The 16,743-nt window shown below is 34.0% G+C and carries 8 protein-coding genes; 6 read left to right on the top strand and 2 right to left on the bottom strand.

The window, feature by feature from the left end; all coding sequences use genetic code 11:
* The first annotated feature begins 12 nt into the window (after positions 1-12).
* The 6 genes from QL919_RS02280 to QL919_RS02255 all read left to right on the top strand — a co-directional run bounded on the left by QL919_RS02280 (position 13) and on the right by QL919_RS02255 (position 14,627).
* The gene (locus QL919_RS02280) at positions 13-1,539 is read left to right on the top strand and encodes a class I SAM-dependent DNA methyltransferase (protein ID WP_290187986.1); all 1,527 of its coding nucleotides are present in this window, start codon (positions 13-15) and stop codon (positions 1,537-1,539) included.
* Between the two features lie 72 nt (positions 1,540-1,611).
* Positions 1,612-3,654 carry an AAA family ATPase gene (locus QL919_RS02275; RefSeq protein ID WP_290187985.1) on the top strand — a complete coding sequence of 681 codons (2,043 nt, stop codon included), beginning with the start codon at positions 1,612-1,614 and terminating at the stop codon, positions 3,652-3,654.
* An 8-nt stretch (positions 3,655-3,662) separates the two neighbouring features.
* Positions 3,663-6,143 (top strand): nuclease domain-containing protein, encoded by a 2,481-nt coding sequence (locus QL919_RS02270; RefSeq protein WP_290187984.1) that lies wholly within the window; start codon positions 3,663-3,665, stop codon positions 6,141-6,143.
* Entirely contained in the window at positions 6,143-8,125 is a 1,983-nt protein-coding gene (locus QL919_RS02265; RefSeq protein WP_290187983.1) for a DUF3800 domain-containing protein, read from the top strand. The genes QL919_RS02270 and QL919_RS02265 overlap by 1 nt, the downstream gene beginning before the upstream one ends.
* A gap of 53 nt (positions 8,126-8,178) precedes the next feature.
* Entirely contained in the window at positions 8,179-13,227 is a 5,049-nt protein-coding gene (locus QL919_RS02260; protein WP_290187982.1) for an AAA domain-containing protein, read from the top strand.
* Positions 13,227-14,627, top strand: coding sequence for a hypothetical protein (locus QL919_RS02255; RefSeq protein ID WP_201586278.1), 1,401 nt, complete (start codon positions 13,227-13,229; stop codon positions 14,625-14,627). The genes QL919_RS02260 and QL919_RS02255 overlap by 1 nt, the downstream gene beginning before the upstream one ends.
* A 101-nt stretch (positions 14,628-14,728) precedes the next feature.
* On the opposite strand, the gene QL919_RS02250 is transcribed toward QL919_RS02255, so the two are convergent.
* Together QL919_RS02250 and QL919_RS02245 are read right to left on the bottom strand one after the other, a co-directional pair.
* Positions 14,729-15,118, bottom strand: a complete 390-nt coding sequence (locus QL919_RS02250; protein WP_290187981.1) for a hypothetical protein — start codon at positions 15,116-15,118, stop codon at positions 14,729-14,731.
* 74 nt (positions 15,119-15,192) lie between these two features.
* The gene (locus QL919_RS02245; protein ID WP_290187980.1) at positions 15,193-16,605 is read right to left on the bottom strand and encodes a hypothetical protein; all 1,413 of its coding nucleotides are present in this window, start codon (positions 16,603-16,605) and stop codon (positions 15,193-15,195) included.
* Positions 16,606-16,743 lie beyond the last annotated feature (138 nt).

The raw sequence follows: 16,743 nt of genomic DNA, 5'->3' as shown, positions 1-16,743 counted from the left end.
CGAGAGAAAAGCATGAGTGACACAGCTACCCCAAATATTTTATCAAGCAATCAGCAGAGCAACCAAGCCAGCTCTATAGTCTCCAAAGTCTGGAGCTTTTGTAATACCCTACGTGATGATGGCGTCAGCTATGGCGATTATCTAGAACAAATTACTTATCTTATCTTTTTGAAAATGGCACACGAATACAGCTTGCCGCCTTATAACCGAGATATTGGCGTACCCAAAGGCTTTGAGTGGGACAGTTTGACCAGTAAGTCAGGCGCAGCACTCGAAATCCACTATATCCAGCTACTAAGAGAGCTTGGTAAGCAAAAAGGCTTACTGGGGCAAATCTTTACCAAAGCACTGAATAAGATTCAAGATCCCGCTAAGCTTGGTCGCCTCATTGACATGATAGACAGCACCAAATGGGTACGACTGGGCACTGATGTCAAAGGCGATATCTACGAAGGTATCTTGGAAAAAAATGCTGAGGATACCAAGTCTGGCGCAGGTCAATACTTTACCCCAAGGCCTCTGATTCAAGCTATCGTTGCCTGTATGGAACCTAGTCCTGATATTACTATTGCCGACCCAGCAGCGGGCACAGGTGGCTTTTTGCTTGCGGCTTATGATTATATAGAACAGCATCATAAGCTTGATAAAGAAGAAAAGGAAAGCCTAAAGCACAATACATTTTCGGGTAATGAAATCGTCGCCAATACTCGCAGACTGTGCTTGATGAATTTATTCTTGCATGGCATTGGTGAGATTGATGGTGATAGCCCTATCAGCTCAGATGATGCCTTGATTGGGTCAGCAGGTAAAAGTGTCGATATGGTACTTGCCAACCCACCTTTTGGTAAAAAAAGCAGCATCACCGTCACCAATGATGAAGGCGAGCAAGAAAAAGAAGACTTTGTCTATAACCGTCAAGATTTCTGGGCGACTACCTCTAATAAACAGGTTAACTTCCTCCAGCATATTTACACCATGCTCAAGATTAATGGCAAAGCAGGTGTGGTTTTGCCAGACAACGTACTATTTGAAGGTGGCGCTGGCGAGATTGTGCGTAAAAAACTACTCGAGGTGACCAATTTACATACGATTTTGCGTCTACCAACAGGTATCTTTTATGCCAATGGTGTTAAGGCAAACGTCTTATTCTTTGATAATCATTCTGCTCAAGAAGATGCCGTTACCAAAGATGTGTGGATATACGATTACCGTACCAATGTCCATCACACTCTTAAGCGCAAACCGATGACGCTTGAGCATTTGCAAGATTTCATAGCTTGTTATAACGCTGATAATATCCATGAGCGTGTCGAAACCTATGACCCTGAAACCAACCCTACCGGCCGCTGGCGCAAATATAGTATCGAGGACATTAAAAAGCGTGATAAAACCAGCCTAGATATTTCATGGTTAAAAGACGACTCACTAACTGATTTAGACAATCTGCCAGACCCTGAAGATTTAGCGAGTGACATTATCGATAATATCGAAGCTGGGCTGGCAAGCTTCCGTGCGGTTTTGGATGAGCTTGAGGGTTAATTTTTAGTCAATTTATTAAATATATATTCGCCTAAAATTATTTGATGGTTCATGTTTTAAAGGTTAATTTTTATGCAGACTGTAATAGAACAAGAGATAAACTCAAATATGGATGAATTTATTAAAGATTTTTTCGAAAATAACTCTATACCTATTGAAGTCGTTGGTCAGTTAAGAGTAATGACCAACGGTGAAGTTTTGCTTAAAAATATAAAATATTGTGGTAGTGGAGAACCATTAAAATTAAATAATAAGATCATTGAAAATGTATTTATAACGAAATCAAAAGTTCCAGAGATTTTGAATTACTATCAGACCCTTTCAGATAATAAGACAATAATAAGAGGTTTCTTAATAAGAAATAGTTTCAAAAGTAAGAATATTATAGATTTATTAAAATTTGAGCCTTTATCAAAAGAGAATCTAAAAACAATATCCGAAAATGATTTAATTAAAGATCCAAGTGATCCTGAAAAAATCTTCCTTACCGAAAGCGCATATCTATATATAACCAATAAAATAAAAAAAGATTATAATATTCCGCAGTCAATTGAATTTTTATATGAGCTAATTGAAGAAGAGGAATTGAAACGCAAGCAATTAAAAGAGTTGGATGAGATAATTCTATTAGAAAAAAGTAATAAAGAAAATTTAGTCAGTGAAAATATCAAGTTAGAAAAAGCTTTGACTAATAAAATAAAAGAGTTAAGAGAGTCTGAGGATTTATTTAAGAATTTGAAAAAGAAACATAGTAACGAATTAAAAATACATAAAGAAAATACAGAAATATTTAAAAAATATAGATTGATAAAAGATGACTTATCAAATAATACTGATAATCACATACATCAAGGAAGCTTATTAGCCTTTAACGACTTTGATAGTTACAGTAAGTTAATAGATTATATTCATGGGTACATTCTAGCTAGAGGAATGTATTATGAAAGAAATACTATACTAGATTTCTTTGCACTAGTTAGGACACACGATTTTATTATACTTGCTGGTCAATCAGGAGTAGGTAAAACGAAAATAGTTAAGGAGTTTGCAAGAGCTGTTAATGCTCAAGCTTATATTATACCAGTTAAGCCTAATTGGATGAGTAAAGAGGACTTATTAGGCTACTATAATCCTATTCAAAAGCAGTATATTTCAACAGAGTTCCTAGATGCCTTATTTGAAGCTGAAGACAACCCTGAAAAGTCTTATTTTATATGCTTGGATGAGATGAACCTTGCTAGAGTTGAGTATTATTTTGCTGATTTCCTATCAAAACTTGAAGATAGAGATCATCTGATTGAAATACAATTATATTCAGAAAGTCTCTATCCCGATCTGGGGAAATTGGGAGATATTTTGAATGGTATCTCTCCTCAATCTATTACCCCTAAAAACATTACTAAATATAAAAATTTGGTTGCATACATAGATAATGAATATGGTTATAAAAGCTCTTCTTCTGAAGACTATCATAAGCTCTATCAGCAGTTGGTTCCATCTATACGTCCCAACATTACTATAGGTGACAACGTCCATTTCTTTGGTACAGCGAACATTGACGAAACTACTTACAATTTTTCATCTAAAGTTCTTGATAGAGTGCAAGTTATGAAATTTGATAACCCACTCTATATGGATATTAAAAGTTTAAAACTACAAATAGAAAATTATAGAACTGAGTTTCCTTTTTCAGAAGGGTTAAATAAGGTAGTTAATATCTCTTTTGATAGACTAGGAAATCGACTGAATTATCCTGAGATGGATTTGGACGATGATTTCTGTATAGAAATAACTGAACTAGCAAAATTTTTTAATAGTGAATTTGATATAGCTATCGGAATGAGAGCTATTAGACAAGCTTTAAACTATTTAAATCAAATAAAGGTGTTAGAAGATAATGATAGCCAAGCTAAAATCATCGCTACTAATGGTTTTATCCTGCATAAAATACTGCCTAGAATGACTGTAACAAGAGATCAACTTGATAAACTGGTTGACCTTTTTATGCTTTTAAGCGACCTAGGATTAGAGCATTATAATTCATATAGTGAGATTGAAAATCTTCAATCAAACCTTAATGGTGCTTTGAATCATAGTATTAGCTATTGGGGTTAAAATCTATAATGAGAGGATTGACAGCAAAATATATTAGCGTAAAACGCTTTCCTGAAACAGGAGAAGTCAAAAGTATTATTGAATCACCATGGAATATTGATATTGAACCTAACTTTAGTGATTCTAGTATCGACTATGAAATTGAATTAATCACATATCCCATGAAAAGTAGCGGTCAATTTGCAATATATTTTGAAGATACAAACTTAAATATCCCTCCTTATTTAATGAATGAAAAGAAAGATATTTTTGAGCTAGTAGCTATAAAAGATAGTAACTCCAAAGAATGGTGGGTAGAAAAAAATAGTTTTCTAGGGAAATCTAAATCTTTTATGAAATCCAATCTTAGAAACCATATTGGAAAGAGTTATCTAATTATACCTTCATTAGTAGGCCAAACTACTATTTTGATTAATATTCATGATAAGGTCTTAGATGAAGGTGGAATGAAGTTAATAATGGATGCATTTAGAGGAGAGTTTTATAAGCTAATTTATAATAAAAAAGGAATAACTAGCACTGGTAGTGTAGAAGATACAGATATAGAATATCTGCAACTTATTGATTTAAAGTTAGCCAGAGAGTTTATCAAATCTTTGAATAGTGTAGCAGTTAAACTTCATAAGTCATTAGTTAAGTCCAAAAAGTTAGAAAGTTCAGAACGAATCAAGCCAGATGTAGATTTTCTGAAGCAGTATGTCGCAAATCCATATAAAAAATACTATGAAAGCACACATTATTCAGAGTCAGTGATTAATTCAGTGAATGGATTTTTGCTGTATATGGCTATCGAAGTAAGATTATTACTATTAAGTATGATAAACAATATTATAGATCCAACTTTATCAAGTTTGGAATCACAGCTATATATAGATTTTGGTAAATATATAGATGAAAATAAATCAGACTATGGACAGATCATTCAGAACCAAATTAATTCTATCAATTTAAATAAGCAAAAACATCAAGATAATCTAGACAAATTAGTTGATAGTTTTCATATAAGTGAGAATAATTGTAATTTTGATGAAGTTCTTCATTTTAGAAAAAAATGGAAGGGAGATTTTAGCTACGCAATATATGGCAATGATTCTGTTAGTTACAGGCTACCTATATCTATACATAATAGTATAGAAGAATATAGCCAGTACAAAGTTATAGGCGATTGTATAGAATCTCATCGTTTCCCAAATTATGATATTGTAAAGCTAAACTCTATCAAAAAGATTGAACTAGATACGGTTTCAAATTTTAGTCAACTTATATCAAACTATTCTAGTGCAGACTTCGAATTTGATAGTAAATATAAAAAAGAAAATGAAAAAATTATTTCTGATCTGAATAGAAAAAATGAAAAAAATTTAGAAGATCTAGAATCTGTTTCTCTTGCTTACTCTAGCTTGATTGTAGATCTTAATACCACTATAAGCTTACTTAAAAGTTATGGAATAAATTCAACTACAATCAAGCCAACGTCATTAGTTTATTCTAATAACAAACAGTACTCCAAGGTACTGTCCTTATATTACAAAATTTTCAATAAAGAAATACTTGACTCTCTTAAATATCATAAATTATTTAGTAACCCTCTGTTATCTTTAGAACTACCTAAGATATATGAAAGATGGGTATTGATTATCATCTTAAAAACCTTAATACACAAATTTAAATTCAAGCCTAGTGATGACAACTGGAGCCATAAAGTTGCAGATATAATATACGATAGTAAAGATGTTAAAAACGTGAAAATAACACTTGTGCATAATAACGGTTCTTATATAGACTTTTTTTATGAAAAAGAAATACTTGTTAAAGGTGGAGAGCGTCTAGTTCGCCCAGACTACGTTTTACACTTTAACCGAAAAAATGGTGATAATAACTACTGTACTTATACTTTAGTTTTAGATGCTAAGTTTTATGCGTCTATTAATGTACTGGAAACAGTCAATGATTTGAAAGATAACAAGGATTATAAACAAGGTGACAATGACAACTGGGTATATATTATTACTAGCGTTAGTGACTTAATTTCAAATCCATTATCAAATAGAATTTGGTCTAAACAAGCATATTATGGTGAGGCATTTTTATTAAACGACACTAATGATCAACTTCCTAATCATCGTTACGGAGGTATATTCTTACACCCTGATGTAATTAAGCACCCTCTCAACCTCGATAATTTACAAAGACTATTTGGAATGTTCTTACAAACTCATGGGCATAATTACTGTATTGCTTGCGGGTTAGATCATGATGGTAATCCCAAAGAAAACGAATTTACCAATGGAGTGCTACATACTTGTAATAATAAAAAAGAATGTGGCTTCAAATGGACAGTTAATAACTGTAGAAAATGTCACCAACCTCTCTATAAGAATGGGTTTTATTGGACTTACCACATGCTTAGTCTTAATGAACCTACAAAGATTGATAATATTGTATGCCCTGAATGCGGTGATTATTTTACTAGTATAAGAGATCGATAATGAAATATACCCTCTATATCGATGAATCGGGTGATTTTGAAAGCCCTAATCAATCTTGGCTGATTGGTGGGCTAATTATTGCTGATTCATTTAAGAATTCAGAAGATAAGTTACGTACTGCGATATACCCTCTTATCAAAAAATATGAGCTGAATGGTCAAGATGACTTTCATCTTACTGAAATACGTAGAAACTCAGGTAATGATAAAGCTTTAAATATTGCCACAGATTTATTTAAAACTTTAAATTCTGCTAATACGCCGTCTTGCTTCGTTACCACTATTAATAAAGCTAAAGTCAGCGCACATAACCTTGAGCGTACCTACCGCTTGATGCTTTTAGATTTGATTATTCAGGCTGAAACTGCCGTCCACGAATTTTTCAATTCTGAAATAACTCATTTAGACTTAGTTGTAGCGACAAGAACGATTAATGCAGTCCGCCAAACCACTCAATTTAATATTGATCAAGAAATATTGCAGGCATTACCTAAAGCAGTAGAGTCAGACTTAGTAGCTTCAGGACAAATTGCCTTATTGAACAATATAGAAGTGCATATGAGAGATGCTAAATATCAATGGGGTCTCATTTGTGCGGACTTTATATGTAATATAACTTATAACCAAAGGTTTTCCGAAAACTATAAAATTTTGAACGATTTGAAAGATAATGGGCAATTATTTTCTTTTGAAACCTTTTCCTCACCTGAACTAAGAAGAATCTTGAATCATGAGCGTAATCAGAATTATATTAATGCATTATTCGATAGCTTAAAATTAGTAGATAAACATCCTAAAAATAAAGATTATAAATCTGCTTTGTACCGACTCATCAAAGTGGTATTCACACAGACAGGTTCTTCTGGAGCAAAAATATACTTTGAAGGACTTTTAGAGAGAATATGGCGTGACAAGACAGTCTATAAAAGTTATTTTCAAAAATTAAATATTTTAATTGAGCTACTACATATACTTGAAGATGCTAATACAGAATTAGGTATTCGCAACTTTAATTCTTTTAAATTTAAATTGAATAATTTAGCTTTACTGTGCTTGAACCATATCGGTGACGTTGATAAGGCTAAAGAAGTGGTACAGAGACAAAAATCTATAATCAATGAGCTTATATCAGATCCAAGCAATTTTTCAATGATATTAGATTTTCACTCTAGAGAAGTAGAGATATACGTTAACTCTTTAGACTTTGAAAAGTCTGAAGAGTTAGCCCGTGCTCATTGGAATATGATAGATGAGTATCGCAATATCTGGGAGTTAATTTCACCTGATATGGAGAAGTCAGACTTTTTACGTTCTAGTATGGCAATTCGTGCTAAAAGCACCCTGATACGCTGTATGACACTAAATTATAGCGCTGATAAAACAGAAGTAATCAAAAGCTATATTGAAGAGATATTACCCTATCTAAGCCATAAATCTGATAAGAGCCGTATTTTCTGCCTGAGACTACTAATACTAAGTAAAGAGTGTCGATTAGATGATGCTGTTAATATCGCTATTGACTATATTAATGAAAATGAGGATGCTCAAGAGTTTGACTACTTCTTTTCTCTATTTGTATTAAATCAAAAATTGCTTATCTCTGAAAAGTCGGATATTAAGGAGTTGATAACTAGAGTTGACGATATAGTAAACAGTATTTCAGTAAATAGCTTCTCCATGCAATATATAGATATGTTGAGATGTCGTGAATTAAGTTTATTTTATCATTTTAAAGGTTTGAAGAGAGAGTCGCATGATTACCTCAAGAAAGCGCAAAGCCTTGAGTTAGTCAAATTAAGCCCTATCGCAAAATATTTGTCTGCAATGAACCAAGTTCAGTTAGACTTCATTAATAATAATTTAAAAAATATTAGTCAGTACGATTGCAACCACCCTGAATTAAACATAGATAGTATTGGCGCATTACAGGATGGCGATTCACTTAATCTACTATTTAACTTGCGTTATTATTTGGCTAGCTAAGATACAAACTATCAAGTATTAAATGTATATAAAGAAAAATTTAAGGATAAATAATGGAAGTACAGGATTGGGGTGGCGGGCTTACACAGCATGAAGTTGAAGCTATTGGAAAAATTAAAGCAAGCTTTCAAGTATCAGATGTACTAGCTGAGCTTGATAATAGAAATATGAGTTGGGCTCAATTTCAAAAAAGCGCACCTAGCAATCCTATGTTTCCATGGAAGGGTTATTCCGGATTTAGATTAGCTGATCCTAAAGGCAATAAAGAAGGTGAATTTGATTTAGTAATCATCACTCATTGCAATGTGCTAATAATAGAGCTAAAAGACTGGAATAAATATAAAGTTACGAGTAAAAATAATCGCTGGTATCTCGGCAGTAAAGATATGGGCAGATCTCCAGTTTCTATTACACGTGATAAACAGTATTTAATGGACCGTATATTAAAGAGGTACAAAAACAAATTCACTAATAAAGTCCGCACCCCAATTATACATTTTTTGGTCGTAATGACAGGCAATGCAGATTACAGTAAATTAGAGGACAATGAGAAAATACACACTCTAAGTCTGAAAGAGTTCCTACAACTCAAAGATGAGAAAAAATTTAATGACCGTTTTAGACCGCACCCAGATGCTAAGGTTTTAAATAAAGATTTTGCAGTATTTGATGATATTTTTGGTGGAAGCAATGTAAAACCTAAGAGTATTCGCGTAAATGGCTATGTTGCAGAAGATGAGGCCGTATTCAAACATCCCAATGAAGTATATAGTGAGTATTTTGCCCATTCAGATCATTCTAAAGATGATAAAGCGTTATTACGTCGTTGGGATTTTTCAAAGATACAAAACCCAGAGGCGCAAACACCTGACGGTAGGTTTAAGTTAGTCAGTCGAGAGTATGAGGTTTTACAACATTTAAAGGGTATTAATGAAGAGCTTTACTCTGCCTGTTTGAATTATAAAACAGTCCCCCAAAAATCAGAGATGACCGTAGATCATACCGACTTATTTGATTTGATGCCTTCTCAACTTAGATTTAATCAATTTATAGGTCAAATAGCCAAACAAATTCTAATTAAAGACCGCATTGACTATGTCAAATTACTCTTGCATAAATTTGTCGATTTGCACAATGCTGATATTGCTCATAGGGATTTAGGAAAACACAGTGTCTGGCTATCTGCTGACAAAAAAGTCTCGCTATCTGGTTTCGCTACTGCTTTTTTTCCTAAGAAAGGAACTGTTGGAGATATTAGAGACATACTCACCGTATCCACTGACACTGACTTAGTCCAAGATGCCTATCCTATAAATAGACCCACTGCTTACCAATTAGATGTACGAGCTTTAGCTGTATTATCCTGGCATATTCTACAATCGAAGCGCTTATCTAATGATAGTATTGGGTCATTTAAACATGAGTTAGAAGCTGATAATGAGTGGTACTCCCTTATTATTAGAAAAGCTTTATCTGAAGATTCTTACAAAAATGCAAAGGATTTTCTAGAAGCGTTCAATGAAGCTAGGCCCACAGATAAAAAAGACTTCTCATTTGATAAGGATCAACTAGAACCTTTTTATCATAATATTAGTCATTATCGTCAGTTTAGAGAGGATGAAGACTTCATCGTTGAAACTAACGAAAAGGAAGTTTACTTATCTAATGGTCGAATAGTTAAGGCGTGGTTGAATACCTTTCCAGTTAATGAAGATTATAAAGCTCGTATTTTATTCGATTGGCTACAGAGAATTTCTAACTTAAAACAGCTTTCACCAAAATACATACCTAATATTCACGAGTTTGGAATTGCTACTAAGTCTGGTAGTTTGTATATGGTTAGTGACTTCGTAGAAGACGGTTTTATGTGGTCAGAGTTAAAAAGCTTAGATGATAAGTTAACTCTTGAGCATAAACTTGGAGTCATTAATCAACTTATTCATGCTATTGAGCATCTTCATGGAATTGGTGTTACGCATGGTGATTTGCATCCTGAAAATATAAAAATAAGTCCAATTGCTGCTGATTCTGATGATATCGATTATCAGTTGTATCTATTTGATGCTTTAGACTTTAACTCAAATGGTAGTAGCAACTTAAATTATGAATACGCTCCTAGCCACGCTGAAAACGCTACGACTCAAATGCGTGATATTTTTGCAGTTATGAAAATGAGTTGTGAGCTATTAGGAGTTGCTTGGGGTGAAGACTCTACTGAATTTCCTGATATTGCTGAAGTGGTATCTACTGAGTTGTTAGACCTCAAATCAGGTTTTATTTCTCTTGAACGTTTTAAAGACGCTCTTCAACCAAAATCTGAAGTTCAAATGATTGAGGTAGGTATTGGCAATAGAGATTCTTTTGACACGCTTGAAATATATCCAGAAAACGATGAGCTATTTTTTCAGTTTGAAAAAAGTAAAAGTAAAGAAAAGAACGATATACTAGTTAAATTTATAGGTTTAGGTGGTTTGTTTAAAGCTTTTTACTCAATAACAGAAAAAAAGTTTACGCATGTCCTACCGCCTATTAGCCGAGACCATATATCAGCTAAAGACAGAAGAGATAGCCAATCAATTATTTCTGTAGGAGTTCGGCTAACTAGCAAGCATCGTCATGATTTAGCTGATTTAAACAAAGTACTATTAAAGGACGCTCATTTTACTAATGCAGTTGACGACTTTATTAAAGAGTTACAAAGAACGGATGACACTACTAATCAAAATGTAGAACCTGAATCTGAGCTTGATTTTACTTCTGAAATAATTGAGTTTACTGAAGAGCCTTCAAAGAAGGAAAGTTCATACTTCTTTACAGTTAAAGAGTTATGGCAAGCAATTTTAAACACCGAAACCGAGGCGCTTCCATATATTACCGCCACTGACTCAGTTATTTGGCAGAATGAGGATAAGGTTTATGTACCCTACAATGGAGAAGTAAGCCCTTTAGACCAATTCAATAAAGACGATATTGTACAAGCTTTAGGCAAAGATACTGCTAATGATAAGACCTTTGTATATGGAAATATAGATGTTAAAAGGAGCTCTTTAAACGAGCTTCATTTTAAGCCAGGTAGTGTCAAGCGTAATAACTCTATAGTTGAAGACACAATAGTCTATATACAAAGTAAACGGAGTAAGGTTTCTTTTAACCGTCGTAAAAATGCGCTATCTAGAATTTTAGATGGCGAGGCCGTAATCAATAACCTTTATGAATATTTTGATGCAACTTGTAAACTACCCGCTACTCATTACGACTCTACTATTGGTGAAGATGACTTCAAACGATATGATCGCACTAATGAATATGGGCAGACGATAAGATTAAATGATCCCCAAAAAGAGGCGTTTGAAAAACTATTAAAAAATGGACCTGTATCTCTCCTACAGGGACCTCCTGGGACGGGTAAAACTGAGTTTATAGCAGCATTCGTACATTATTTATTTGAAAAACAAAATACTCAGAGCATTTTGCTAGTAAGCCAGTCTCATCAAGCAGTTAATACAGCAGCTGAACGTATACGTCGCCACTGTCGTCGGCTTACTACAGAACTGGATGTTGTACGTTTTAGTAACCGTAGTAGAACTGTTTCAAGTGAATTGCAGGATGTATTCTCTGAGAACTTGCAAAATTCAAAGTACGAGTTACTTAAAGCTGAAAAAATTGAACGCATTCAAAATCTTGGTTTATTATTGGGACTAGAAAAAGACTACTTGCGCAAAAGGGCTCAAATACACTTTGATATAGGTCAACAGATTAAGCGTTATAATTTATTGATGAGTGATAAAGACAATAAGAAAAAGGATATAGATAATAAAGAGGAAAAAGATCTTCTTAAAGCTATTGAGCAAGATATCGAATCTAAGATGGCTCAAACCAATTTTAATATAGATTTCAACATTAAGCAGTCAAGTATTGAAGATATTTATACCAAGTTAGTTTCTGAAATCAATAAAGAATACTCCGTTGAACCAAAGGAAAGCTCAGAAGCTAGTGAGTTAATTCAACTTACTGAAGATATGCTTGATTCATTATCAAATGAGCGTACTAACTATGCAGAGTTCCTTGCTAGATCGCGTCAGTTAGTAGTCGGGACCTGTGTTGGTATGGGACAGTCACATATCGGTATTAACGAAAATGTCTATGATTGGGTTATCATTGACGAAGCAGCAAGATCAATCTCTAGTGAGTTAGCCATCGCCATGCAGTCTGGGAAGAGAGTACTATTGGTTGGTGATCATAAACAACTACCTCCCATCTATTCACAAGAACACAAGTTAGCTTTAGCACGACGACTAGGTATTCCTAAGCGAGGTGAAGAGTTAGATGATGCTTTAGGTAGTGACTTTGAGCGTGTATTCCAGTCTGAATATGGAAAAAATACTTGCGCTACACTGAAAACTCAATACCGTATGGCACCTGCTATTGGTAATCTTGTTTCATACTGTTTTTACGACGGTTTGCTTGAAAACGGTAAACAAGAAGAAGATATTCCTGATATATATAACAGCGTACCCAAAGAGATCGAGTCCTGTGTCAGTTGGCTTGATACATCCTCTATGCCTAATGCGTATCATACAGGTGCATCTAATGGGAGTTCATCTAATCGGGTTGAGGTTGATATCATCATCAAATTACTGCAAGACATCCAAAACAATGATGAACTTTTAAATAGTGAGACGGCCAAAAAGTGTTTGAAAGAAGGCGATCACTTAATAGGAGTGATCTGTATGTATGCGGAACAAAAACGACTATTACGTAAAAAATTCAATGAAAATACTTGGGATGACAGCTTTAGACAGCTGATAAAGATCGATACGGTAGACAGTTATCAAGGTAAAGAAAATAGAATCATTATTGTATCTCTTACACGTTTTGATAAACAACTGACAACGGGATTCTTACATTTGCCTAACCGTACTAATGTATCGCTATCACGAGCTATGGATAAGCTCGTGATTGTTGGAGCAACGAAAACTTGGGAAAGTCCAAAAAATAAACATACACCGTTAGCAAAAGTTCTTAGCTATATCAAAGAGTATGATGACGCTTCAAAGTACAGCCTTATAAAATTATCCTCAAATAAGCGAGGACGCAAATAATGAATAATTCTGAGAGCATAGTGTTTAATCAAATTGATTTTGCCATCAAATCACCTAGCTTTAAAATCATATTTTCCTATATGGATGAGCGGGGAATTCCTTTTGTCAGAGAGTTTGTCCTACGTTTACTAAAGTTAAATTCGTGTAAACCTAAGCATCTAGCTGATTATTTTGACTTTACTCAAAGAGAAGCTGAAATCGCCATACAAGACTTGACTGATAAAGGATGGGTTAGATGGAATGAGGATGGTACTATCGGACTGTCAAGCAAGGGTCAACTCTTATTTGATCAAAACAGTAAAGGCCCAAAAATACCTAGTTTGCAAGAAAGAACCCAACGTTTGCATTTAGAGTTATTAGATAGAAACTTTATACCAAAAAAAAGGACTTCTAAAGATAATCGTAACGCGCTGGAGTTAAATGTACCAAACAAAGACTTGTCAGAGAGTAAGGATGTCGCTAAACGCCAGTTTCAAGCAGACTTTATGAACCTAAAGGAAGATAAGGTAATCGAAAATATTTCGGAGGACATTGAGCTGTACAAGATAGATTTAATTGAACAGCTTTATACTGACTTTTTTAGATTTACCCAACCTTTCGAAATTAATGCTGAAGACGGCACTCAATTAGAACGTAGCGAACTTGATCTTACTAGGTCCGATAACATTCAACAAATGATTACTGAAACGCTGAGCAACCACAGATCGGAGCAAAACAACTTATATGACATCGTGCAAAGTATGGAGTCTTTAAAAGATCCAGAGACTTTAAAAATTATTGTAGGCGGTAAGTTTGATTTTAATAAGTTTTTAGACTTAGAATTAAATAGTAATCACGAAACATATTTCGTCGGACAAACATATCATCAAAATAAAATAATTGATAAAGTTACTGAGCTAGCTAATAATCTAAAAACAACTAAAAACTTGACTTGGATTGCGCCGAGCGACTTTTACTGGGGCAAGCAAACGAAGCTAATTGAAGTAATTAACTCAATTTCCAACGGTGCTATGGTGAAACGCAATAAAGAAAAGGTTAGATTGTATAACTTTAAAACTTATTTACCGTTACCTGAAGAAAGTAGAAGCCTACGCAATGAAGTTCGTGATTTAAAGCATCAGTTCAAAGAAGTGCCTCAAGATAACCTTTACGGGTTTTCTGAAGGTTTTCTGGAGGGCAATACCGAAGTTATAGTATTAGAAGATACACTTGCTGTTGTTTGTTATCATGTTCAACTCCCTGATCAATACGATGTCACTCTACCTGTAGGATTCATGACTACCGATATCGAACAAGTGAATCATATTACAACAGTCACTCAAAGCTATTTAAACTCACCTATTTTTGATGATGATAGTAAGTTTGATAGTTATGATTTTGGTTCTTTTAAAAACCTGTAAGTAATAATGAGATTGTTAATAAGGACCTTATTGTATTATAAGGTCATTTTTTTTGCTTTAAATTTACTTTGAACTCTCACAATTATCAGCTATGCCACTAATTATTTACAGAACTTAGCGAACAAGCCATTCACTGCTGGACGAGGAATGGTTCCATCAGCCATAGCATCTTTTAGACTTTTATAATCTTCATCACTTTCTATATGTGAGCTTGTTGGACTTAAACAAGAAATGCTCAAAATGCCTCTAAAAGCACTTGTCTTACCATCTGCTGTTAAAGCAACAAGCTTACTATCTGGCTTATCATATTTTGGACCACCATAACTGGTAATAGTCATAGGGTAAGCTGTCCAAGAAGTAGAATATACACCGCCATCTTGGCTTTCATATAACTCAATACCGTTTGAGAAGCCAGGAGCAGCTATAGCAACAGTAGAAATAAGAGATGAAAGTGTTAAAACGGCTATAGATAGTAGAAAAGTCGATTTCATAGTCGCTTAAATAGTAGAATTAATGTTACGCAATTATTGCTCAGTAAATATATCATAATAGAAGTTGCTAAACTTTAATTTAGCAATCCATTTTCGATATGCCTAGTTGCTTGCTTCACTTCATAGCTATCTGACTTTAATAAACTATCCCAAACATCTAAGCATAGACTTAGAGTAACGTCGTCCTCATCATCGACCGCTTCATCGTATATTCTCTGCAATATTTTGGTTAATTTGTCCATTTCACTGTAAACAATTTGTTTAGTTTCATCAGATAGACTGGCTGTAGCTATTTCAATAAATAACTTTAATAACATGCTTTTAAAATCATTTAAACATAAAACGTAGTTTTCTAAAGCATAGAATAAATAGTATAGCTTTTTGTTCACTACTTGAGAATTCATATAAATATCAAGTAGTTCTTCAGTAATACCTTTATTCCAAAAGTTCTTTTCTCTAATACAAGATAGCAACTCATCTTTAACTTCCTGAGAACTATCGCTGATTAGAGATTTATATACTTTGACTAATTTTTGCTCTTGCTCTGCGTAATCGTCCACCGTTAGAAATTGAACTAGAACTTCGGCAATACCTAGCTTAACTGACTCATCAGCTGTTAAAACAGATGATAGCTCATTCTCAAATAAACCATTAAAAAAGTAGCGTGCAAAAACTTGTATGCCAGCCTGCTTACGAACCTCTTCATATTCAGAAATAAGCATGAGTTTAACTAATGCCACATACTGCTCTCTAAAATCATCTGTAAAAGCTGAATTAAAAAAATGATAAGATTCATAAGCACAGCTCATTCTTAAATCAGATTTACATAAATCTAGAAACCTTTGCAATGCATAATTTATGTCGTAATTTAAGAAAGGAGTCAATAATCGGACTGCTACTATTTTTACAGCCGGATGAGGATCATTTATAGCAGAGTCAATCAAACTCAAATTATCCCATGCATACTCTTCATTATCCCAAAATATTTTGGCAATACCACCGTATGCAATCCCTCTATAACAGTTTATAGAGTTTTGCATCAGACTCTCAGCAGTAGTATGCTCAGCATCATCTCCCTTTTTAGGGTCATATAAATCGAGCTTGTTATTATTAGGATTAGATGAGTGAAGAGCAATTTCAATAAGCTTATCCAGCATATCAGAATGGTCTATAATCTTTGGAGTATCTACTAATAATCTTGTCAGTGCTTGACTCTCATCAAAACCTTCAAAATGTCTAATAACTTTGTAACGAAGTTCTAATGAACAAGGTTGCCAGCTCTCCTTGAAACCTTCCTCTAAATTAAATGAATTGTTATCTGCCAGTCCATATAAAATATTCTCAATAAACTTTTCATTGATATCTTTTGGTAGTGTTAATGCTAGTTTTGCGAATCTCTCAGGTTCATTTTTTACTGCTGTACTTAGACTAGTAGCAAATGCACGTACACTGGATTCTGCGATAATGTCACTGCCTAAAGGTTTCATTTTCCAAGTACTGAACCGCCCCGGGATTGTCGGAGACTCAATTTTCTGAGAGAATACGACAATGAAAACACGAAACTATACCCCTGAAATGCAAGAGCGAGCCGTCCGTATGCTAATTGAAGCTAAAGACGACTACCC

It is taken from the genome of Psychrobacter sp. APC 3426 (assembly GCF_030408035.1).
Classification (GTDB): domain Bacteria; phylum Pseudomonadota; class Gammaproteobacteria; order Pseudomonadales; family Moraxellaceae; genus Psychrobacter.
This window is presented reverse-complemented; position numbering and strand designations above follow the sequence as displayed.

What these genes read in the sequence shown, in the direction of transcription:
- QL919_RS02275 (WP_290187985.1), top strand. Translation starts at nt 1,612, where the DNA reads ATGCAGACTGTAATAGAACAAGAGATAAACTCAAATATGGATGAATTT.
- QL919_RS02260 (WP_290187982.1), top strand. Translation starts at nt 8,179, where the DNA reads ATGGAAGTACAGGATTGGGGTGGCGGGCTTACACAGCATGAAGTTGAA.
- QL919_RS02270 (WP_290187984.1), top strand. Translation starts at nt 3,663, where the DNA reads ATGAGAGGATTGACAGCAAAATATATTAGCGTAAAACGCTTTCCTGAA.
- QL919_RS02255 (WP_201586278.1), top strand. Translation starts at nt 13,227, where the DNA reads ATGAATAATTCTGAGAGCATAGTGTTTAATCAAATTGATTTTGCCATC.
- QL919_RS02250 (WP_290187981.1), bottom strand. Translation starts at nt 15,118, where the DNA reads ATGAAATCGACTTTTCTACTATCTATAGCCGTTTTAACACTTTCATCT.
- QL919_RS02265 (WP_290187983.1), top strand. Translation starts at nt 6,143, where the DNA reads ATGAAATATACCCTCTATATCGATGAATCGGGTGATTTTGAAAGCCCT.
- QL919_RS02280 (WP_290187986.1), top strand. Translation starts at nt 13, where the DNA reads ATGAGTGACACAGCTACCCCAAATATTTTATCAAGCAATCAGCAGAGC.
- QL919_RS02245 (WP_290187980.1), bottom strand. Translation starts at nt 16,605, where the DNA reads ATGAAACCTTTAGGCAGTGACATTATCGCAGAATCCAGTGTACGTGCA.